We start from the raw sequence: 23,691 nt of genomic DNA, 5'->3' as shown, positions 1-23,691 counted from the left end.
GATTCAGAACATCGAGGGAATGCCGCTCCAGAGTTGGGCGGTGAATTGCGTCAGCTTGCGGAGCATCCAGGGTCCGGCCAGAACCATGACCGCTCCGGCAGTGAAGAGTTTCGGAACGAACGTCAGGGACATTTCCTGTACTTGGGTCACGACTTGAAGCACGCTGATGGCGACGCCCACCAGCATCGTGAGACCCAGCAACGGCAGGCATACGACGAGCCCTGTCCAGAACAGGTCCGACATCATCTTCAATGCCAAATCCGCGTGCATATCCGCTCCCCATAAAACTTCTGCATCCAGCACCAGCAAGCTAACTTCTGAAACAGATTAGGCGTTCGAAAACGTCAGTTTTGTTAAGAGTGGTTTCAAACACAGAAGATTGTGCGTGTTTTTGCGCAATAAGTCGCATTTCTGTGCAGCTAAAATACATCGCGCTAGCAATTGTTAATTCTTTGGTTTTATATTAGTCGGCGAGCTTTGGCGTACCGGCACTCACCATCGAATCAGACGGCTGGCACAGGCCCCAGCTCCCTGCTCCTTTGAAGGCGGGAGCCCTCGCGAGCCTAGACGTGCAGACATAGCAACGTCGAGTCTCATCGGACAACTCAGCCGCGCGCGAACGGATTCCCGCTTTGGCGATTCGATTCAGCTTCGGGCCCAGGGGCTGGCGGACCCAGACTCGTCTGGTCACCTTAGCCAGCACGCTGAGGCTCGCGAGGTGCCGTCGAGGATCAGCGGACAACAAACCTTCGTCATGAACCTGCGGTCGTGCGTCGGAATCGCCTTGTTTGTAGACACCTGACAAAAGCAGTCACCGGCACCCAAGGCAAGGTTCGGCCGCGCCCGGATCAGCGGAATGCTGGCACCCGCGTGAAGCGGTTGGTGCTATCGGCAATATCTCTCCCTTCGGACGCTGCGCCACCGATGCGACGCCTGCCGCGTAGTAAAGGGGCGGATTCAACCGGTCGTCGCAACCCCTCCATGATTGAAGATGTTGCGACGACCGGTTGAATCCGCCCAGTATGCAAGCGAGACGTACCGACGCGCATTGCAGGAGCCCGGGCTTCGAGGCTCCACGAGCTCACCGGGCAATCCGTATCACAATGCCCAGGCCGAGAGCTTCATGCAGACGCTCAAGGTCCAAGAGGTGTACCTGGCCGGCTACGAGAACTTCGCAGATGTTGCAACGTGGCTGCCCCGGTTCGTCGAAGAGGTCTACAACGCCAAGTGGCCGCACTCGGCACTCGGTTACCGCCCACTTAACGAATTCGAACCCCAACTCGCTCAGCAGGCGACTTAGTTCTGACGGCCCCAGTGGTCCAGTCGATGAGACTCACTCCAATCTCGGATCAGAGATCGGCGAAATTCAACGCGCTCGTACTCAAAACCTCCGTTGTCCGCCTCGACGAAACCGGCGTCCGTCATAACTCCGATGTGCAGCACCCCTGCATTGGCGTACTGAGCGCCACTGCCGCAGGCAGGCTGCCCTCCCCTGCCGAAATCCGACAAGAGTTGATCGGCCGTGGTCGACGACACATCTGGCCGCAACATCGCGCCGGGGAGCGATACCCAGCCCAGTTGTGGGTCCCGAGGCACCGTCGAAGCTTCGTCGCCCCGCGCGCCAGCATGCGCGCGGCGGTTGCCTCAGCGCGCCGCTGTTATCTTCATTCAATATTGACCTGCTGAATTGGCGTGCCAACGGGTAAGCCACGAGTCTTCTCAAGCAATTGCCCCGCAATCTCCCAATACACCTCAAGATCTGAAAGTTCGAGGTTGTCCGTCGTATCCGAGCCGCCAAGAAAGAGTGGACGCTTGTACCCAACACATTGATCGATGCATGGAGCAGCCCCGCCCTGCGAGCGCCATTGCTTGTAGAAGCTCTTAGCCAAAGCTTCCTCCGAGTACTGAATCAACTCGACCTCGTGGAAGCTAGCTATGTTGCACGGGATTTCCAATGCCGCACCAGTTCCGGGTTCCAGCAACACGACGCCTGCTGCGCCGTCGATCAACCGCGTACGATCCAGCGCAAACACCCGACCCAGCCAGTCGATGCCAAAGCAAGTGACTTTTCCGACGAAACTCGGGAACATAGTAAAAACTCGCTAGCCCCACCGCGATACCGCCTCTACAGAGATAACTCTGTAGAGGCCTTGGTTGAAGGAAACCCCTCCATACCGTGCAAACAATTGATCGAGCCGATCATCACCGGAAGCAGGTAGAGTTTCCGCCAAGCTGCGGCTTTCATCTGCATCGGGAGAAAATTCTTTCTCGAAAATTTCAAACACGATCTAATCCCTAATAGTCACGAGCAACTGCCCAAGACCAAGCAGCAGTTCGTCTCCCAGATGCTGGAGACGGTGCTGGCGCAGGCCAGCCACTGAAGAACAAAGACCGGAAGACCAGACCAGGGAACGCATGGCGACCAACACAACGACAAGAACAGCCGGCGCGCTGCTGCCGCGCATCGAGGGGCGCATCCAGCTGCTGCGCGGCCTGAAGGTGATGATCGACGCCGATCTGGCCGAGCTCTATGGCGTACCGACCAAGGCGCTGAACCAGGCGGTCAAGCGCAACGCGGGGCGCTTTCCGCCGGACTTCATGTTCCAGCTCGACGCGGCCGAGAAGGCCGAGGTGGTCACAAACTGTGACCACCTCTCGAAGCTGAAGTTTTCCAGATCGCTGCCGTTTGCTTTCACGGAGTTCGGGGCGGTGGCGCTGGCCAACATCCTGGCCTCCAGCCAGGCCGTCGAGATGGGCATTTATGTGGTGCGCGCGTTCGTGCGGCTGCGCCAGGCAGCGAGCCTGCATGAGGACCTGGCCAAGCGGCTGGCCGAGATCGAGGAGAAGACGGAGCGGCTGGAATTGAGCCACGACACGTTCAGCCGCAACACGCGCAATCAGCTGAGGCAGCTCTTTGAGGCGGTCAGGGAACTGACGATGCCGATCGATCCACCGAAGCGGCCGATCGGGTTCGTGACGCCCGAGGAGAAGAAGGCCACGAAGGGCAAGGCGCGCTCGGGCTGACAGACGCCAGACCGATGACGCGCTCAGGGTGGTTGCAGTTTGCGCCCCCCATCGAACCCCGGCACTCGGCGGCCAAGGGGTTGGTGAGGCATTTATTTTTTAGCTGCTATCAACAGAGCAACGACTGCGCGCACGAGGCACTGCAGTCGTTCACATCCATCAAGGGACGAGAAGAACCATGAGCAAGCCAGAGATCTACATCAGCACCGATGTCGAAGCCGATGGGCCAATCCCAGGACCGCACTCGATGCTCAGTTTCGGGTCAGCCGCCTACCTTGCCGACAAGACCTTGGTCGCGACCTTCACGGCCAATCTGGAAACGCTGCCGGATGCCAACGGGCATCCCGACACGATGGCCTGGTGGTCGCAGAATCCAACCGCGTGGGACGCTTGCCGAGTGGATCGCCAAGCACCGGAGACGGCCATGCGCAACTACGTGGCCTGGCTCAAGACGCTGCCGGGCAAGCCGGTGTTCGTGGGCTACCCGGCCGCGTACGACTTCATGTTTGTCTATTGGTATCTGATGCGCTTCGCGGGCGAGAGCCCGTTTTCTCATTCGGCGCTGGACATGAAGACCTTTGCGATGGCGCTGCTCAAGACGAGCTATCGCGATGCGACCAAGCGCAACATGCCCAAGAACTGGTTCGACGATCTGCCGCACACTCATGTCGCGCTCGACGATGCAGTCGAGCAAGGGGCGCTGTTTTGCAACATGCTGAACTCAATCGCACCGCCACAGAACATGGCAAGGGCTTAGTCAACGCCCATCACTTCGACGACCGCCCCCATAGAAGGAAGTACGTCTTGCAGCAATCGGTCCATCAGTGCTTTGTTCGACGACACCGAAGAAGTTGCTTGAACAAACGAGACGGTGACATCGATCGGCTGCTCTCCGAACCACCACATCATCTGAACAGAATCCTCGTTCACACCTGAGACATAAGGGCCTTGCATATCGCTGTCCCCCTGCCGCCATTTGAAGTTTGGAAGTACGTTATCGAGTCGATCAAGCAGCGCGGAAGCCTCAAGCGCCCCTGTCATACGGACGTGAATGAAATCTTTCAATTTCCTCTCCTAAGGACATACTCGGTGGGGTCTCGTGGTTGAGGTGCTGGATACCCCACAAAGTTGACGTCACGTCCGAGGGTCGCGGACCATTTTTGACGGAATTCATCAAGTGCACCAAACGATCGTTGCATGTCGGCTGTCTTGAACACACCGTATTTTTCGCTGGGCGAGATGCCCGCGTTTGTCAGTGTATCCACCATTTTCGAGCTGGTGACGTTAAGGTCATAGTCGCCAAGCGCCGCTGGATTTGCATCCCAGTGATGGCCTAGATTCTTGCTGGGATTTTCAGAATAGAAGGTGGTCGATGTCCCCTTCAACCCGACTTCTGCATCTGGCAAACCAGCCTTGTTCAAGGCTCTATCGAGTTCGGATTTGAATTGGGCAACCTGCTGTTCACTCTTGAAGCCTAGCGGCACCTTGCCTTGTGACATCAATTCAATTTGTCCGCGCGTAACGCCGACCTTTGCCATGTCCTCTGCAAAGGTAGCGCTTGCTCTGAGTTCCGCATTCGCAAGTTGCCGAAGTTCAATAGCCGTAAATCCGCGCGCAGCACCCACGCTACCCATCCCGATCGGCAGCGTTGCCGCATTGATGAAGGTATCGATGCGCGCATCGCGTTGCTGCACCGGGTTGAGGTACTTGCCGGTCGCAAAATTGTAGCCATCCGAGCGGAAGCCAGCGACCCCAGAGCCCACAATATTCATCAAGCCACCAACCGCCTTGCCAGTGATGCTATTGCTCATGACGTGTTGGACCTCTGGCGACAAGTACGTTCGCTCCCAGACAGTGGGCGGCAGATTGGTGATGGTGCCTGTGACGGCACTGTCTTCCCAATGCCCCCGAACAAGATCGTCATCGACCATCTCGTTCGATACCCATCGGTACGGAGACGGCGACAGCGGCGTGCCCATCGCGCTCCCCTGATTGATCGGCCCTTCCGCCGCACTCCTGACTTCATCGATGAAGCTGTGCCCGTCATCCCCAACTCCACTGACCAAGATGCCGATCCTTCCATCGTCAGTGATGTAGGTGCTGGGGTCGCCTGTGCTCACATATCTCGAACTCGATTCCGGGCTGTTGGCCAGATTGAGCATCCGATCAATGTTCCGGTCGTGGTCGCTGCTGCCCGAACCCATGCCGCTGTAGCCCGAAGCTGCTGCGAGCTGCACGCCGGGATACCGGTTGCCCTCACCGGGCTGACCGAACGCCCCGACGATCTGGTCGTAGTAAGGCTGCGTCTGCCGCTGCAGCGCGGCGTTGTCACTCTGGATGTCCATGCCATTCCGATAGTCCGCATCCGACCATGGCCCAACGCCTTGGGTTCGCTGCCCATTGGCCGCCGCAATCGAGTCCCCCAATGCATTGCCAAAAGCATCGGCGCTGACCTGAACCACGCTGACCTTCCCGCCCCTGAGCACGGCGGTCGTCAATCCGGCAGCAAACCCAGCGACCGTGCGCCGCGCCAAACCTCCGCCAAGTTCCCCCCACTCGCTGAACGCCGGCGGCTGCGCCGGATCTGGCAAACCGGATGCAAGTGTGCCGCCGCTCAGCGCTTGGCCGACCCCCCACCCGACGCCCGCGCCGGCCGCGGACGCCACCACGCCCTTCCAACTGAACTTGTCCTGCAGCCCCGTGGCTACTGCAACCCCCTGCGTTAGGGCATTGCCGAGCGCGGCCCGGGCGATCACGTTGGAGGCATCACCGACTGCCCCACCAAAGGGCGTGGGCATCACCTCGGTAAGACCCGCCGAGACTCCCGCGCTCACGCCAGCAAGAGCCACCTGCTTCCAGCTGATGGTGTCCTGCACATCCATCGCCACGCCTGCCGCCTGGCCGACCACCGACCCCAGCATCGCACCGCCAATGCCGCCGGTGTAGATGGCAACCACCGCGGTAATGACTGCCACGATGACCTGCCCGACCCCGCCGCAGCCCTTCTCGTCCTGCGGCCGCGCCAGCATCGTCGGCGTGTCGTTCGCAAGCTTGCTCGGGTCGTACGGCTTGAATGTATTGACGTTGTTCGCGCCCGTCACGCGCGTGGGGATGGTGAGCACCTGACCCGCACGCAAGTCCGCATTGCTCATCAACCCGTTCGCATCTGCGATCAGGTACCAGAGGCTGCCGTCACCGTACGCACCCTTGGCGATGCTTTGCAGCGTGTCGTTGACTTGCACCGCATACACCCCCGGGCTGGCTGCGGGATAGTTGCCGTCGATGGGCTGGTAGCCGAAGCTGAAGCTCACCTCGGGCTCCACCACGTCGAGACCCGGTATGAAGGGATTGCCGTTCGGGTAGCGCTGATCGATCGTCATGCCGTAGCGTCCGAGTACCTCCCCATTCACGACCATCTGGCGCTGGCCGTTGTAAGCCGTGTTCGGATCCGTTGCGCTCGTGTAGTCCGCGTACAGCACCGTGCCTTGCACGTCGTTGACGAAGCGGTGCTGCGGCAGCAGTTTATCGTGCGCATCGATCGTTCGAATCATGTAGCCGTTGGCGTCGTACGCGTATCCCAGGTACCCCGGCAGCTTGCCGGTGGCCGCCGTCTCGCGGATCTTGACCTGATAACCTCCGGCGCGTTCGAACCGTGTTCTCTCGGCATGGTGCGAGGCCAGCATCGAGCCCGCTGACAGAGAAGACGACTCCGACAGCACCATGTTGCCCACGGCGTCGTACTTGTACGTCGTTTCGCTGTGCACCGGTGTAACGCCGACACTGTTGCTGACCTGGGCGGTCAAGCGTCCGTTGGCGTCGTAGCTATTGATGTCCCCGCGCAACGGGCCTCCCGCCAGATCCGCCGGCAAGGGCCCGCCGTTGAGAAGGTTGTGCGCGTTGATGTAACCGATATCCACGCCGCCGACGCCAAGTACGACCCCGCTCATCAGCACGCGGCTGGCTCCGTCGTAGACGCGCGTGTCGATCGTCACGCCGTCGCGCGTGTTGGTCTTCAAGCGACCGAGCGAATCGTAGGAATAAACCTCTTGGGTCTCGCCCGTCACATCCCGCACCGCCTGCCACTGGCCGTTGACCTGAACCACGCGCTGGTCGCTGTTGTGCGTGTCGCTCTCGCGGCTGCCGTCCTTGAAATATGTCAGCCGGTGGCCTTCAGTCCCCAGCGTCAGGGTGCCGTCGGCGAGCTTTTGCGCATCCACCATCGTCTGGCGGTTCATCGCGTCGTACGCGTAGTACTTGTCGATGTAGTGACCGTCGCCGCCTGCGCCGCTGGACGGGTCGTTCACATGGATGCCCACGTGGGTGCGATTGCCCACCTTGTCGTAGTCGATGCTGATGTACGCACGCGTGTCGGCCACCCAGCGCATGCGCCCGAGCGCGTCATAGGCGATCCGGTTGTCCTGGTAGGTGATGCCGCCCTGCACGGTGGTCTCGCGCACGCGTCGCCCCGCCAGGTCATACCGATAGCTGGTGGTTTGGACGATCGCGAGATCCTCGATGCGGATCTGCTGGCCTGCGGCATCGTAGGCGTAGGTCCGTTCCTGCCCCCGGCTGTTGTCCTGCGCGACCAACTGGCGTGCGTTGTCGTAGGTGTATGTGTAGGTGGCGCCGCCGATATCGGTATGCCGCTTGAGCTGCCCGAAGTAGTCATAGCGCCAGGCGGCCACCGCGCCGTTGGCATCCATCTCGATGATCTTGCGGTTCAGCGCGTCGTAGGCGGCCAGGGTGGTTTGGCCCAGCGGCTGCGTGGTCCTGATCAGGTTGCCGCGCAGGTCGTAGTCGTACTTGATCCGACCACCGGCACCGTTGGTCTGGCTGAGCTTGCGACCGGCCTGGTCCCAGCTCTGCCACTCCGCGATGGCCTCGGTGCCGCTTCCCCGGTTGGTGCGCACCAGCCGGTCATGCTTGTCGTACAGGAAAGTCGTGGTCCGATTGACGGCATCGATCGTGCGCAGCTTGTCGCCGAACGCGTTGTAGGCATGGCTGATCACGCCGCCGTCGGCATGCAGCTCGCGCACGAGGTTGCCGCCCGCATCCCACTCCTGACCGTTGACGTTGCCATTGGCATCGCGAACCGCCACCTGCCGCCCCATGGCGTCGTAGTAGATCTGGGTGACCGGCGCGTTGGCATTGCTGACGTTGCCGTTGGTATCCACGCCCGAATTGCCATCCGCGTCGGTCTGCACCTGGCGCACCATCTGGTTGTTGGCGTTGTAGCTGTAAGTGGTTTTCCAGGCCGTCGATCGAGGATCGGTGATAGCGACCACATTGCCCCAACGGTCCACGTTCTGGTTGACGACAGGCCGGCGGTTACCGTCGACGCCGTTTTGACCGGCGACCTGGGTGATCTGGCGCCCGCCGAGCAGCGGGTCTTGGCTGATGGCGTAAGGACCCAGGTTCGTCGCACTCCAGCCATACTGTGCAGGAGTCCCCGGCACAGTATGGCTCTGGGGCAGGGTACCCGCCGTGTAGAAGTGATCACCGATCGCGCCCTTATACATCCGCACGAGCGGGGTATCGCGAACAGCATTTGCCGCAGTCCCGACAAATCCAATCGGTCCGTTGTAGGTCCATCCCATTCCAACCAACTGCTGGATTTCCGCCCACGAAGTGGTATAGAGGTGCGCCGGGAAACCTCCTGAGAAGCTCGAAGCCCGAAAGAGGGGCGTGGTATCGGGAATCTGCGAACCTGCCACATAGCCGCTCACAAACTCATACTTCCACCCCGGGGTGCCTAAAACGGTGTCTCTCTCGCTCGGTGACGTGGTGTAGAAGTGCCTTCCAGAGATCGTGTTCAGCAACCGATAAATTGGCAGCCCACCGGCAAAGGGAGCGTGCGATATGTATCCAACGTTGCTCTCGACAACGTAGCCTATCGATTGCGCATAGGCTACTTCAGGGTTTGTGACGTTCGTGATGACCTGATACGGTGGCGTTTCCGCCACCTTGTTGATCTGACCGGTCGCATGAGCATAGGGCCCTGCTTCGCCCGGATGGGTCCACAGGATCTCGTACTCGTACTGCCCTGCGCCCAGGCCCGAGAGATTGATGGTGCTCCAGTCACTGCCCGCAGCCCGGCTGATGCCCCATGGCCCGCTCCAGCTGCCGCCGACCTGGCGCACCCGGATGGTCTGCAGGTCTCCCGCGCCCGGGCCTTGCCAGTCGAGTGTCTGCGCCGATGCATTGACACCGGCCACGCCGAATGTGGCCAGCGGCCGCGGCGTGATATTGAAGGTCCCCGTGGACGTGGTGCGGTCGCTTTGACCCGGCGCATGGGTGATGGCCCGGTATTCGTAGCGCCCCAACGGGATCCCCGAAAGGTCGCCCCGGGCCGCATTGCCGAACCGCACCGTGCTGAGCTCGCTCCACGCGCCGCTGCTGCCGGCCAGCCGGTATTGCACCTGCACCCAGGCGCTCGGATCGTCCGGGCTCGCCACCTGCAGGCTCTGGCCGGAATAGCCCACGCCGTTTTGCGAGATGAGCGTCTGCCAGTTGGCCTGGAGATCCTTCTTGGCCACCACGACGCGCGAGATGCGGCCAATGCCACCGTAGCCTTCGCCGGCAGCGGGATTCCAGCTGAAGCTGGCGCCGCCGTTGCCTTGCGTGGCGTTGAGCGTCTGGCTCTTGACCTGTTCGGGCCCCTCGTTGCCTTGGGCATCGATGGGGATGTAGTACAGCTCCACACGCACGTCGCCGCTGCCCAGGCCTCCGAGCGCGTTCCAGCCCAGGTTGACGGTGTTGGTGCCGCTCCAGCCTTGGCTGCCGCGAACGGCGCGGGAGGCGATTCCGCCCACCAGCGCATCGGTACGCACACTGACCCCGCCCTGCACCTCCTGGCGCTCCGGCAAGGCCTGGCTCAGGATGTGGCCGATCAGGTCATAGGTGGTGTCGGTGCGTCGCACGTCCGACAGCTGCGCGACCTGCTGGGCGTCGGCAGCCTTGCGCAGGTTGATGTCGCCGCGCCCCGAACCGGCACTGCGGATGTCGGCAGTCTGGCGGCCCTGCAGGTCGTACAGCGCGATCTTGTCCACGCCGTCGCCCGCGTTGGTGCGCCACAGGCGCCCGGCACGGTCGTAGTCGAAGTATTCGCCGCCTTCCTGGCCCACGACCCCCTTGCTCACCAGTTCGCCGAAGGCGTTGTATTCCAGGGCGGTGTCCACCACCGTCCCCGACGCGCCAGGCCCGCTCATCAGCGCGTTCTGCCCATCGGCCTGCGCTTGCGTCCCCTGCCAGCGCGGCGCGGGTTCCTTGACGGGAACCGGGAACGGAAACACGATGCCCAGCTGGTAGACGCGGATCTGCAGCACGCTGCCGTCCGCGCCGATCGGCCCGTACGAATCGCCGGGCACCAGCTCCACGCTGGTCGCGGTGTCCAGCAGGCCCATGTCCGTGAAGTCTTGGCCATAGGTGACCGTATGGGCAGGCACACCCGGCTCGATCGGAACGGTGGTGCCGGGTTGTAGCTTCGGTGGACGCGCGGGAGTGATGTAGTCGAACTCGACCCGGAACCCTGCGGCCGTCTTCAGGTCCAGGAGGTTGGCCAGTTGCGCGAGCTCGAATGTGAACTTGCCCATCTCCACGGTCGTGTCGACGCCGATAGGCACATCGCCGTGAGTGCCGTCTGAGGAGTTGTCGTTGCCGTAGATCACTTGCCCGTAGTTCGGGCCATAGCCGCCCGGCATCACGGTGACCTTGGGGTTATTGACGTACCCGTGGCCCTGCTTGGCTGCGCCTTCCGTGTAGACGGCCTTGTCACTGGAAGTTCCGGGATCGAGCACGTGGGTCTGGCGGCCCAGTGCGTCGTACTGGTAGGCGCGGAACAAGGTGCGGGTCGTGCCCGCGTTATCGCTGACGCCCTGCCATTCCTTGGCGATCAGGCCCAGACTGTTGTAGGAGCTGTAGTAGTTGACGCCCATGGCGTCGGTGCTCTGCACCTTGTGGCCCACGGCATCGTACTGGGCGAAGGTGGTTCGGTCCGAGTTGGCGATGGCATCGGCGTATGCCGACGGATCGGACATTGGATCGACCTTGACGGTGCCGGCCAGGTAGCGATGCTCCTCCCCCAGGATGGGCATCAGGTCGGTGGGGTCGATGTACGGCAGCACCTGCATGACCATCTGCAACGGCGTATCCATCGCACCGGTGCCGGTCGCGCCCAAGTATCCGAGGACGAGTGGATTGCCACTCCCGTCGAGGTCCAGGCTCCATCCAAGGCCTTGCAGTCTCGCAATCTCGTTGGAATCTGCGACCAGCTGGGTGAATTCGAGTTCGCTCTTTTGCCGCATGCGGTACAGCGGCCGGGTGCCGGAGGTCTGCGTCTGTGCCACATGTCCGATCGGCGTCGGTTCGCCCCAGATCGGGATGCCGTTCACGGGCGCCAGGTTCGAGGCCAGTTCCGCCTGCGTGACGTACTTGTAGAGGTTCGGGAAAAACGTCGCGTGAATCTGGTAGATCGGCACGCTGCCCGCAAACGGCACCGGCGAGAAGTACCCGATCGGACCGACGTTCGTCCAGCCATCCGCGGTCAGCTGTGCAAGCTGCGGGTTGGGCACCTGCACAGGGCCCAAGGCGCTCGGACTCAACGGATTGCCCTCGGCATCGGCGCCGTTGACGTACTCGGTCTTCATGACCACGTTGCCGAAGGCATCGCGGCGGAAGACGGTCAGCGGCGTGACCGGGGTTGCGCCGTCGCTGCCCGCGCGCGTGGGCTCGGCCACCGCGGTGACGCGGCCCAGCGCGTCGTAGTAGCTGTAGGTGGAGGCGCCCTTGGCGTCGGTCGTGCGCGTGAGGTTGCCCACGGCGTCGTAGCCGTAGCTGGTGGTCAGATCGCCGCGCGTGCTGGTGCCGTTGGACGCAGTGCTGTACTCCACGTTGCGCCGGATCTCGCTGGTCTTGCGGTTGTTGCGGTCGTAGGTGGTGTCCACGCGGCGGTCGTTGTTGGCGTCCGCCACGGGAGCCGGCGGCGTGCCGCCCGCGTTGGCCGTACCGGTCCAGCCCGCCAGGCTGCTGGTGCCGGCCCAGCTCACCGCCTTCGCATATTCGATGCGCATGGTGGCGTTGCCCACCGCATCGAACGCCTGGGTGGTCAGATAGCCCATCGCATCGACACTGGCGATCTGCTGGCCGCGGCGGTCGTAGAAGTTGGTGCTCAGGGTCCAGGTGCCCGCACTCTTGAGTTGTGCCACCTGGGTGAGTTCACCGAAGGTGTTGTAGGTGTTGCGGGTCGTCTTGCCCGCGAAGGTATCCTGCGCGGTGCTGCTGCCGCCCTCGTGAACGTAGGCAGCCGCCTCGCGCACCTCGATGCCCCGGCCCAGGCGGTCGTACGTGGTCGACAAGGTGCGATCGGCATCGTGAACCAGCGCATCGACCGTGGCCTGGACCTGTGCGCGGCCCAGGCTCGGCGGATGCCCTGCCGCCAGGCCGGTCGCGACGCCGTAGCGGGTGAGCACGGTCGCATCGCCGAAGGTGTTGCGGCTGTAGCCGGTCACGAAGCCCAGGGCATCGACCTCATGGACCACGCGTCCGGCGAGGTCGTAGGTCTTGTAGCTGTAGTTGCCGCCGATGTCGCGGTTGGCAACGGCATTGCCGAGCGCGTCGTAGGTGGTCTGGGTGTACAGGGTCTGGACGGTGTCGTGGCGGCCGTCCAGCCCATCGACGGCGAAGGTGTCGCCCGAGGGGTTGTACACGCCCACCGGCGGGTAGATGACCTTGACCTGGCGTCCCAGCTGGTCGTATTCGTACGTGGTGGTGCGCTGCTCGGGCCGCCCCGCTCCTTCCGTGCGGCTGCGCAGGTTGCCGAAGCTGTCGTAGGCCAGCACGGTGATGACGTTGCCGACACCGCTCGAGCCGGCGTTGACCTGCAGCCGGCCATCGCCGCCAACCGTGACGGCGGTGAGCTCGACCGGCGGAGAGATCTCCCGCAGCATGCGGCCGCTGCGGTCGTATTCGTACTGCCACACCCACGTCTTGGCATTGGTGTAGCTGGTCTTGTTGTCCAGTGCGTCGTAAGTCCACGACTCGGTGAAGTCCCCGTCGACGCTGGACAGAACGCGCCCTGCGGCGTCGTACTGGAAGCTCTTGCTGCGGTCTTCGGCGCTGGTGACGACAGCCGCGGCGATGGCGGCGGTGCTGGCGGTGCCGGCAGGGATGGACAGCGCATAGTGCAAGCTGGCGCGCACCTGCCCGAGGCCGTCGTAGTCGGTCTTGCTGACGAAACCCAGGGGATCGACGCTGTAGATTTCTTGTCCGCCGGCATTGAAGACGTGGGAGGACACACGGTCGTTGGCGGCGTCAAGTGCCGTGCGGGAACGGATGTCGCTCACGCTGGCGGTGGTGCTCAGCCCGGCGGTGTTGAGGGCCTGCGCATGGCCTCGGCTCTGGACGACCTGCCCCAGGCCGTCGTAGATGGATTCGGTGACGGCGCCCTGGGCATCGACAGCGAAGACCTGGCGGTTGGCCTGGTCGTAGGCAAAGCGCTGGATGCGGTCGGCGCCCGCGTTGGCAGAGACGGCGCCCTGCAGGGCCGCATCGGTGTAGGTTGTGGCTGCGGTGGGCGCCGCGATGGGGTTGGCATAGCCGATCTGCTGGGTCACGTTGCCGAAGGCGTCGTAGACGGTGCGGCTGACGCCGCCCAAGGCATCGACCGTGAAGGTGCGGCGGCCCGCGCCGTCGTGGGCGAAGGCGGTGATGCGGTCGGTGCCGCTGGCCACCGCGCTGGAAGGCAAGGCGCTGGCCGAGACGGGTGTGGCGTACTGCACCTGACGCACAAGGCGACCCGTGCCGTCGTACGCAAAGCCGGTGACTGCCCCCGTGCCGTCGGCCTGCCAGGCCAGGCGGCCTGCCGGGTCGTAGACATTGCGGATACGCACATCGTGCGCGTCGTCGGCCTTGCCTGCGAGAGCTGCCGCCAGCGATGCCGCGCTCGCTGTGTCGCCCGGATTGACCGTGCTCGCATAGGCACGCTGATCGACCACGTTGCCGTTGCCGTCGTACTGCAGATGCGTGACGGCACCCAGCGCATCAACGCGCCAGTTCTGACGGTTCGCCGCGTCGTAGAGGTAAGTGCTTGTCCGGTCGGCCGAACCGGCAACCACGCTGGTCGGATCTGCTCCTTCGGCGATGGGGTTGGCGTACTGGCTGCGGCGCGTGACGTTGCCGTTGCCGTCGTACTCGGTCTTGCTGACCGCGCCGATGCCGTCCACGCTCCAGGTCAGCCGGTTGGCCGCGTCATGGACGTTGCGCACGCGCGCATCGTGCGCATCGTCGGCCACCGGAGCGGGCGCCGTGCGACCGTCCCAGGCCGCAAGCGCTGCGGCCGTCAGAGGCGTGGCATAGCGGCGCTGCGCGGCGATGTTGCCGTTGGCGTCGTAGCTGTATTGGGTGACATTGCCCAAGGCATCGACATTCCACGTGGCGCGATTGGCGGTGTCGTAGACGCTGCGACTCCGCTGGTCGCGCGTGGCGTCGGCCGCCACAGGCGGTGCGGACGTGCCGTTCCAGCTGCCGAGCGCGGCACTGGTCAGCGCCGTTGCATAGGCACGCGACTCCGTGACGTTGCCATTGGCGTCGTGGAAGTACTGGACCACATTGCCGGCGCCGTCCACCTTCCATGTGGCGCGGTTCAGGGCATCGTAGACGGTGCGCACGCGCTCGTCGCGCGCCGTGTCGGCGTTGACGGGCGGATCGCTGGCGATGTTCCAGGTCGCCAGGTTGATACGGTTGGCATACGCCCGCGTCTCGACGACATTGTTGGCCTGGTCGTAGGTGTATGCGACGACGGCGCCTGTGCCGTCCACGCTGAAGCGCAGGCGGCCATCGCGGTCGTAGCGGCGCGATTCGACAAGGTCGACGCCGGCGCTGGCCACCACCTTGGCCTGGATCTGCGCGACGGTGGGAGCATTGCCAAGTCCCGTGCTGTCGATGGGCAGCGCATACGAGGTGCGGCGCACGACGCGGCCTTCGGCGTCGTATTCCTGGCGGGTGACGTTGCCCAGCGCGTCAAGCGTGAAGACAAGCCGGTTGTCGGCGTCGTAGGCGTAGCGCGTGGCATGGCCGTTGGCGTCGATGGAACGTGTGAGGTTGCCGGCCGCATCGTATTCGAACCAGCGCGAGAGATTGAGTCCTTGGGGGTCGACCTGCTCCTTCACGCGGCGGCCCGCGCCGTCGTAGGTGTACTGGGTGGTACTGCCGTTGGGCATGGTCACGCGCAGCACCTGGCCGGTGGTGTCGTAGGCGTAGGTGGTGACGAGGTTCAGGCCCGCGGGGTCGACCGCCTGGTGCAGGACCTGGCCGTTGAGGTCGTACTGGGTCGCGGTGACCACGCCGCGCGCGTCGGCGACGCGGACGGTCTGGCCCTTGGCGTCGTAGCCGTAGCTGGTGACGAGGTTCAGGCCCGCGGGGTCGACGGTGCGGGTCAGCAGGCGGTTGACGGCGTCGTAGGTGTAGCTGGTGACGACGCCGTTGGCGTCGGTGCTGGTGAGTTTGAGGCCGGTCTTGTCGTAGGTCGCGCCGGTGGTGATGGTCGTGGAACCATCCAGCGCGGCGGCTGTCTGCAGCAGGTTGCCGCTCTTGTCGTAGCTGTAGCTGGTGGTGTTGCCGCGCCCATCGGTCACGCTCTGGGTCTGGCCCTGGCGGGTGCGCACAGTGGTCAGGGTCACGCCTTCGGGCGTGGTGACGGTGGTGCTGCGGTTGGCGGTGTTGTAGCTGTAGCTGGTGGTGTTGTTGAGCGCATCGCGCTGGGTGAGCACGCGGTCGAAGGCGTCGTAGCTCGTGGTGCGGCTGGCGTTGAGCGCGTCGACGGTGGTGACGATGCGGCCGAGCCGGTCGTAGCCGACCTGGCTGCGGTTGCCGTTGCCGTCGAAGCGCTCGGTGACGCGGCCGAAGGCGTCGTAGGTCTGGCGCCGCGTGATGGCGAGGGTGGTCGCATCGCTCACGCTGCGGGTCAGCAGGCCGCGGCGGTCGTAGCTGGCGGTGTCGGTGACGACATAGCCGCTCTTGAGCGCGTAGGTGGTGGCGGTGGCCTCGCGGAAGGCGTTGTAGGAATAGCTGGTGGCACTGTCCAGCGCGTCGGTGGTGCTGGCGCGGGTGCCGGTGGCGTTGTAGGTGTGCAGGACGTGGGTGTCCTTGGCGGGATCGGCCACGGCGGCGAGCTGGCTGGCCAGGCTGGCGGTGTTCAGGCCGCCGGGGGTGGTGGCGCCGAGCGTCACCACATCGACGCGGCTGCCGTAGACGACCTCTTCGGCCAGTTGGCCCAGGGCGTTGTAGCGGCTCTCGGTGACTTCGCCCATGGCATTGACGGTGTAGGCCAGGCGCCCGATGGGGTCGTAGAAGAAGAGCGTGCGATGACCGTTGGCGTCGGTGGTGCTGGTGCGCCGGCCGGCGGCGTCGTAGGTGTGGGTGAGGCCGTTGGCGGCCCAGGCGCTCAGCGGGTCGGTCAGGGCAACGGCGTCGCTGCCGCGGCCGTCGAGTTGGCCGATGAGGCGGCCCTGGATGTCGTAGCGCAGGCGGCTGGTGCGCTCGTCCGTGGTGCCCACCGCGGTGGTGGTCTCGACGAGCTGGCCGACGCTGTCGTAGGCGAACTGGGTGACGGTGCCTTCCGCGTTCGTGCGGGTGAGCAACTGGTTGGCCGCGCTCCAGGCCTGGATAGTGACTTGATCGCGCGCAGCATCTGCGGCCGGACGGATGCTATCCAGGGTGGACGTGCCATTGACGGCGCCCGTCGGATTGGCGCGCCGGATGATCTGCGTGACGTTGCCCCGGGCGTCGTAGAGGGTTTCGGTGAGGTAGCCCTCTCCATCGACTTGCCCGACAAGGCGGCCTTGGGCATCATGGAGGTTGTAGGCGTGGATGTCGGCGCTGCTGTTGGTGCTGGGGCGCAGGCCGCTCAGGTTGTAGCTGGCGCGTGCGATGGCCACGGCAGCAAGACGCGCTGGCAGGTTGGCGAAGTTGGCGGCGCGATTGGCGTAGCGGACGGTCTGTACCAGTTCGCCAGCGGCGTTGTACTTGTACTCGGTGAGGTAGCCCTCGGCGTCCAGGGTGCCTTGCAGGCGCCCGTCTCGGTTGTACAGCTCGGTGACGGTGCGGTCCTGCTGGATGTCCAGTGCCGCGTAGATGGTGGTGACAGGCGTGCCCTGGACGACCTGGCTGAAGCTGAGTTCGCCGTCGAGGTAGTGGGCATCGCCTGTATAGGCGGCGGTGAAGGTCTGCGTACCCGGCGGCAAGAACACGCCCGACAGCGTGGCCACGCCGTTGACGACCTGGGCGGTGCCCAAGAGGCGGAGGCCTTGGTAGAAGCTCACGAGGCCGCCAGGGGCGACGCCGCCGACCTGCACGGACAAGGAGCCGTCCTTGGCGATCGAAGCCGCCGTGAGGTTGGTCAAGGTGACCGGGGCCTTGGTTATCGTGACGTTGGCCGTGGTTTGCGAGGTAGCGTTGCTGGCATCGCCCGAGTAGACGGCCTGGATGGTGTGCGAGCCGACTTCGAGGTTGCTCACGCTCAGGATGGCCTTGCCGTTGACCAAGGTCACGGTGCCCAGCAGGACCGCGCCGTCGTAGAAGCTGACGGTGCCGCCCTCGGGCTTGCCCTGACCCACAGGGGTGGCCGTAAGCGTCAGGGCTGATTCATAAGCGGGCGCCACAGGGGTGGTGGTCAAGCCAACCGAACTCATCACGGGAGCCGCCACGACCTGCTGCGATAGGCTTCCAGAACTGGATACCCTGTAGTTCGAATCGCCCGAATAACTGGCCGTGATATCGGCCGTGCCTAGGGCCAGGTTGCTGGTGGTGAAGGTCGCGACGCCATTGACCACAGTGCCGCTACCGATTGCCGTTCCATTGCGGTAGAAAGTAACCGTGCCGGTGAAGGAAGGCCCACTGAATGAGCCGGGATTGTTCGCCAGCGTGGTAGTGGACGGCATGACTTTTGCTGTAAAGGTCAGCGGCGCGCCAGCCGTCGATTCGGGCCTGGACGAAGTCAATGTGACCTTGGTGTATCCCTGCTCAACGTTAAGCCGAACCGTACGAGCGGCAGCTGCCCGACTTGCGTCGCCGGAGTACACGACAGTGAGATCGTGCCACCCCAATGACATCGCTGGCAAAGCCACATAACCCCCTAAAGGATTCATGTAACTCGCGATCAATTTCAGGCCATCGAAAAAGCTGAAGGTGCCTGAATAACCGGAGTCAGGAGACACGGACTCAATCGGATACGCCTGGGTCCACGTGGAGGCCCCCACCATCGACGCCGGCGGGAGACTGACACCAACCCCGTCGGCCTTCACCAGGGGAGGAATCACCACCGCGGATCCTGGCCACGCGCCGACCGCGAGTCCGCCGTCCAGCACGCTACCCAGGTTGTTGAGGTCACCCGCATAAGCGACCTGGAGAATGCTGACGCCCTCCGGCAGGTAGTTGGTCACGAAGGTCGCCACCCCATTGAGCACCGACGCTGTGCCCAGGAACGTTGCGCCGGCGAAGAATGTCACCAAACCGCTGGGGGCGGCTCCAGTCACATGTGCGGTCAACGTTACCGGCTGGCCCTGCGTCACGCTTGTGGCCGACGCCGTCAAGGTAATCGTCGAGGCTTGCTTCGCTGCTTGGTTACCAATGCTCGTCGCGCTGCTCGTATCGCCACTGTAGACGGCGCTCACTGCACCTGCATCTATCGATAAGTCGCTGACACTCAGACTCGCCTGGCCGTTGACGAGAGCGACGGTTCCCAATAGCTGCGTACCGTTGTAGAAGCTGACCGTACCCGTGGGTTCTGCTAATGAACCTGCCCCAGGAGTCACCGCTGCCGTATAGATCAATGGGGTGCCGAAGGCACCGGCGGGATTGACGGTCAGTGTCGTGGTACTGGAAGCGACCTGGGTCGAGGCAATCACCTGCTGGGACAGGCTGCCCGACACGGCCGTCAAATAGTTTGCATCGCCCAGGTATCTCGCTGTGATGCTGGTCGTGCCCAGCGCCAAGTTACCGGTGGTGAAGGTGGCAATGCCATTGACCACTGCGCCGGTGCCGATGGCCGTGCCGTTGCTGTAAAAGGTGACCGTGCCGGTCGAGGACGGGCCACTGAAGGCACCTCCGTAGGAGCCCATCAAACCGGAATCCGCGGTGATCTTTGCCGTAAAGGTCACTGGCGCGCCAGTCGTTGTTTGAGGCCTGGACGAGGTCACTGCGACGTTGGCGGTCGCAGCCCCTACAACAAGCTGCACTGTGTACGCAGCGGGCGACCGACCCGAATCGCCGGAGTACACCACCTTGAGCGTGTGCGTCCCCTTCGACATCGGAGGCAGATTGACAGGCCCCCCATTCGGATTCAAGAAGCTGGCAATCAGTGTCTGTCCGTCGAAGATGCTGAACGTACCCGGATAGGGCGCACTGCCCGCACTCGGACGGATCACCACCTGCGTCGGAAAACCGGCGACAGCTGAACTCCAACCGCTGACGGTGAGATTGGCCGAAACCGGCGGGGCGGGTGTGACAGGAGACCATCCAGGGTTCAGGGGCCCACTGACCGTATCTGCCCCGCTCCACCACAGCGCGGTGCCCGTCGCCGTATAGATCACCAAATTGCCATCGTTCTGGAGTTCGAGACGCTGTGCACCCTTATTCGCGCTGCCCGAGTTCCATACGTGCGCAACTCCCCCGTTCGCCGTGTTGTAGATGACAAGATTTCCATCTGTCTGAAAGACAGCTAGCGTTCCACCAGCCCCCCCTGTCTGGCTGTGCCAGACAGCTGGCGTGTTCTCTTTGAGGTCATAGACGACAAGGTTGCCGTCGGCCTGGAATACAAGTTGGTAGCGCCCATCGGGAGAATAGATCGACTGGCCTGCGGTTAGACTGGACCCCAGGGGGAGCGATGAGACCAGTGCGGACACCTGAAGCGTTGGTCCTTGCACAACGCTCATCACGTTGTTGGCGTCACCCGCGTAGGCGGCGCTGACCACGTTCGTGCCTACCGGCAGATACTTGGCCAGGAACGTCGCCACGCCATTGACCACCGACGCCGTTCCCAGAAAGGTAGTGCCGGCGAAAAAGGTCACCGTCCCACTCGGCGCCGCACCCGCAACTCGCGCCGTCAGCGTCACCGATTGGCCTTGCCTCACGCTCGTTGCAGAGGCCGTCAACGTCGTCGAGGTCGGCGACGTCACAGTGGAGCCGTAATCGATCGCGGTCGTGCTGGTGGCATTGTTGGCGTTGCCGCTGTACACGGCCTTGAAGGCCGCGGCATTTGCAGGGCCCGCAATCTGCAACGAGGCTGTGCCATTGACCAGCGCCGCACTTCCCACCACCGTGGCACCGTTGTAGAACGTTACTGTGCCGCCAGGCGCGGTGGAAGGTCCGGATGCGGTGGCGACCGTCGCGCTCAGATTCAAAGTGGAGCCGCTGCCCGACACCTGGAGCGTGGTCTTGGTGGGACTCGGATTGATCGTTAGCGACTGGGTAGTACCCGAGCTCGCGTGCGTTGCATCACCGGCATATTCCGCGCGGATGCTCAGATTGCCCGCTGGCAGGCTGTTGAGCGTGAGCACCGCCAAGCCGTTGATGAGCGAGGCCGTGCCAATCAGCGTCGGGCCACTGTAGAACTTCACGTCGCCGGTCGCTGCTGCGAGTCCTGGCGGCTGCGTCGTAGTCAGCGCGACCGATAAGGAGACCACTTCACCGAAGTTCGCCGTGCCCGGCTGGATGGTCAGTGCCGAACTGGTTGCCGCCGCCTGCGTGATCGTCTTCTGGGCGATGGGTGACACGCTGGCTGGCCTGCTCACATCCCCCGAATACGCCGCGCGGATGCTGTTGACCCCCACCGGCAGCTCAGTCGTCACGAGCGTGGCCACGCCATTGACCACCGCCGCGCTGCCGATCGCGGTCTCGCCGCTGAAGAACGTCACCATCCCGCCGGGATTGGTCCCCTCGATGGTGGCCGTGAGCGTCACGGCCGTGCCCAGCGGGGCCGGCGCCGCGCCCACGTTGAGCGTGATCCCGCCCACGGTGGCCGGATCGATCAGCAACTCGATGTTGGCCCCATTGCCCAGCTGCGCCACATCGACCGGATTGGCCAGCTGCGTCACGCTCAGGATGCGCGAGGCGCCGTCATAGGTGGTCTGCGTCACATACCCCAGCGCATCCACCTGCCAGGTGAGCCGGTTGGCCGTGTCGTAGAAGCGCCAGACCTTCTGGTCCCGCGCCGTGGCGGCCGGACGGATGGCATCGAGGCCGGTGGCCGTGTTGGTCGCACTCCAGGCGGTCGTTGGCTTGCCGACCCCATCCACCAGGGCCGCCGTGCCGATCGGCGTCGCATAGGCAATGGTCTGCCGCAGCTGCCCGTTGGCGTTGTACACATACTCGATCACCGCCCCCGTGGCATCGATGTCGGCGATCTTGCGGTCCGCCGCGTCGTACAGCATCCACTTGCGCACGCCCGTCGGGTCCTGCGTCATCAGCAGGTTGCCGTCCTTGTCGTAGGCATAGGTGGTGGTGCCCAGCACGCCGGTGCCCACGCTGGTCTGCGTGACGCTGACCAGCCGCCCGGCGCGGTCGTAGGCCGAGATGGTGACCAGGCCGCTGGCCAGCGTGACGGTGGTCCTGGCGTTGGCGTCGTCGTAGCTGGTGACGGTGACGTTGGCCGTGGCGCCGCCGTCCAGGGACGGGCCGCTCGCGGAGAGCAGCCTACCCAGGCCGTCGTAGACGTAGTGGCTGACGCCGGCAGTCGCGCCGGGCTCGATCTTCTGCAGCAGCAGGCCGCGCGGGTCGTAGATGTACTGGGTGGTGGCGGCGGTAGCAGGGTCGCCCTGCCCGCTCGCATTGACGGCCCCGTAGGTGGTGGCGGTCTGGAGTTCGCCGCGGCCGTCGTAGGTGTAGTCGGTGCGCTGGCTGCGCGTGAGGTCCTGGCCCTGGCGCCAGGTGGTCATCTGCGCCTCGGTGGGCACGGCCGTCTGCGCGAGGGCGGCGGTGTCGTACGGGGCGCCGGCGTATTCGACGGCGCTGGTGCGCAGCCCGTTGGCGTCGTAGCTGTATTCGGTGACGTTGCCCTGGGCGCTGACGGTGAAGCGCAGCTGGTAGGGGTTGTTCTGTGCGTAGACGTAGCGCACGGTCTCGGGCAGCGCGGCCTCTTTGCTGAAGGCGCCTCGGCTGGTGGCGGCATCGGCGTAGAGGGTGTCGGTGAGCAGCTGGTTGGCGGCGCTGTAGGTGCGGGTGCGGGTGTCGCCGGCCGAGTCGACTTCCTTCAGCAGGTTGCCGCGCTCGTCGTAGGTGAGCGCCACCTTGTGGCCTTCGCCGTCGGTGACGAGGGTGAGGTTGCCCGCGGCGTCGTAGACATAGCTGACCTGGCTGAGCCCGGCGGGGTTGCCGGCGGTGACGCCCTGGCGCACCTGGACGAGCTGGCCCTGGGCGTCGTAGAGGTAGACGGCGGCGGCGCCGAGCGCATCGGTGACGGTGGTGGTACCGGCGGCGGTGTCGTAGGCGAAGGTGGTGACGGCGCCGAGCGCGTCGGTGACGCTCTGGACCTTGTAGACGCCGCCGGCCTGCACGTAGGTGAAGGCCAGGCTGGTGCCGTCGCTCTGGCTGACGCTGGCCACGCGCCTGCTGGCGCCGTCGTAGGTGTAGGTGGTGACGTAGGTCTTGCCATCGGCCACGCTGTTGTCGTCGGGGCTGAGGTCGACGGTGACGGTGGACAGGCGGTTGCTGCCGTCGTAGGCGTAGCGCACGCGGGTGGAGGTGGCGCCCCCGGCGGTGACGGTGCGGATCTGGGTGAGGTTGGTGCCGCTGTAGTCGTAGTGGGTGACGTCGCCGTTGGCAGCGGTGGCGGACTGCACGGTGCCGTTGGCGTTGTAGGTGTAGCTGACCGTGTTGCCACTGGCGTCGGCGGCCGAGACGAGGCGGCCCTGTCCGCTGGCCTGGTAGCGCTCGGTCAGGCCGCTGTCGCCGTCGGTCCAGATGAACTGGGACGCGCCTGCGTCGTGGGCGATGGTGTCGAAGGCGCCCGCGCCGGCGGTGCTGACGTAGAGGTTCCTCGCAGCGTCCCAGGTGTAGACGGCTTGGGCGCCGTCGCGGTCGGTGCGGGTGAGGGTGCTGCCGGCGGTGGCCACGGTGCCGGTGAGCAGCATGCGCTGGCCGAAGGCGCCGACGGCCCAGTTGTCGGCGTTGTCGTCGCTGAGCTGGCCCTGGCTGTTGTAGGTGCGCAGGCTGACGGTGTCGGGACCGCGGCCCAGGAGGAGTTCGTCGCGGGTCTGCAGCACGAGGTTGCCGGTGGCGGCGTTGACGTAGGCCTGCTCGCCGCTGCGCCCCTGCCCCGCCGTCCCCGTCTGACCGCGCTGGCCCAGTGTGGCCTGCGAGCCCAAGCTCAAACCCAGACTATTGCCGCTGACGATTGCAACCATTGAGAGCCTCACCCATTGTTCCTGGGAACCGCCGATCGGCAGCCTTGGGATCCGCCCGCATCGCTTGGAGAGGGGCGGCCCACACGGAGGGACCTCCCCTCTGGCTGTGCCAGCCCCATACCGGGCTGGCTTACGGTTCTTCTGCGGAACTCATCCAGCGAGTTGCCAATTCGTTTAGCGGGAAGACCAACTGGAATGCAGGGGCAATCGCACGGAGCCTCAGCAGCTGCCGCTAAACAGATCGCCTGGGCACTGGATATGCTTGCGAAACGTT

Annotated in this window: 8 protein-coding genes; 3 read left to right on the top strand and 5 right to left on the bottom strand. The window is 64.2% G+C overall.

Annotated elements, in window-relative coordinates:
* Positions 1–3: 3 nt before the first annotated feature.
* Positions 4–303 (bottom strand): flagellar biosynthetic protein FliQ, encoded by a 300-nt coding sequence (locus GOQ09_RS11895; RefSeq protein ID WP_347563378.1) that lies wholly within the window; start codon positions 301–303, stop codon positions 4–6.
* An 820-nt stretch (positions 304–1,123) separates the two neighbouring features.
* Between GOQ09_RS11895 and GOQ09_RS26340 the strand changes: the two genes are divergently transcribed.
* The gene (locus GOQ09_RS26340) at positions 1,124–1,300 is read left to right on the top strand and encodes a hypothetical protein (RefSeq protein WP_242631087.1); all 177 of its coding nucleotides are present in this window, start codon (positions 1,124–1,126) and stop codon (positions 1,298–1,300) included.
* A 364-nt stretch (positions 1,301–1,664) separates the two neighbouring features.
* On the opposite strand, the gene GOQ09_RS11885 is transcribed toward GOQ09_RS26340, so the two are convergent.
* The gene (locus GOQ09_RS11885; protein ID WP_157613599.1) at positions 1,665–2,090 is read right to left on the bottom strand and encodes a T6SS immunity protein Tdi1 domain-containing protein; all 426 of its coding nucleotides are present in this window, start codon (positions 2,088–2,090) and stop codon (positions 1,665–1,667) included.
* A 12-nt stretch (positions 2,091–2,102) separates the two neighbouring features.
* Positions 2,103–2,285: a hypothetical protein gene (locus GOQ09_RS11880; protein WP_157613598.1), complete on the bottom strand. Its 183-nt coding sequence runs from the start codon at positions 2,283–2,285 to the stop codon at positions 2,103–2,105.
* Between the two features lie 130 nt (positions 2,286–2,415).
* Between GOQ09_RS11880 and GOQ09_RS11875 the strand changes: the two genes are divergently transcribed.
* Together GOQ09_RS11875 and GOQ09_RS11870 are read left to right on the top strand one after the other, a co-directional pair.
* Positions 2,416–3,024 (top strand): ORF6N domain-containing protein, encoded by a 609-nt coding sequence (locus tag GOQ09_RS11875; RefSeq protein WP_157613597.1) that lies wholly within the window; start codon positions 2,416–2,418, stop codon positions 3,022–3,024.
* 178 nt (positions 3,025–3,202) lie between these two features.
* The gene (locus GOQ09_RS11870) at positions 3,203–3,781 is read left to right on the top strand and encodes an exonuclease (protein WP_157613596.1); all 579 of its coding nucleotides are present in this window, start codon (positions 3,203–3,205) and stop codon (positions 3,779–3,781) included.
* On the opposite strand, the gene GOQ09_RS11865 is transcribed toward GOQ09_RS11870, so the two are convergent.
* A complete protein-coding gene (locus GOQ09_RS11865) occupies positions 3,778–4,089 on the bottom strand; it encodes a hypothetical protein (RefSeq protein ID WP_157613595.1) in 312 nt (103 codons plus the stop codon). The genes GOQ09_RS11870 and GOQ09_RS11865 overlap by 4 nt on opposite strands.
* Positions 4,086–23,417, bottom strand: a complete 19,332-nt coding sequence (locus GOQ09_RS11860; protein WP_157613594.1) for an Ig-like domain repeat protein — start codon at positions 23,415–23,417, stop codon at positions 4,086–4,088. The genes GOQ09_RS11865 and GOQ09_RS11860 overlap by 4 nt, the downstream gene beginning before the upstream one ends.
* Between the last annotated feature and the right edge of the window lie 274 nt (positions 23,418–23,691).

Origin of the sequence: Variovorax paradoxus (assembly GCF_009755665.1) — a bacterium.
GTDB classification, from domain to species: Bacteria; Pseudomonadota; Gammaproteobacteria; order Burkholderiales; family Burkholderiaceae_C; genus Variovorax; species Variovorax paradoxus_G.
The sequence above is the reverse complement of the archived record's forward strand: the minus strand, read 5'-3'. Positions and strand labels throughout refer to the sequence as shown.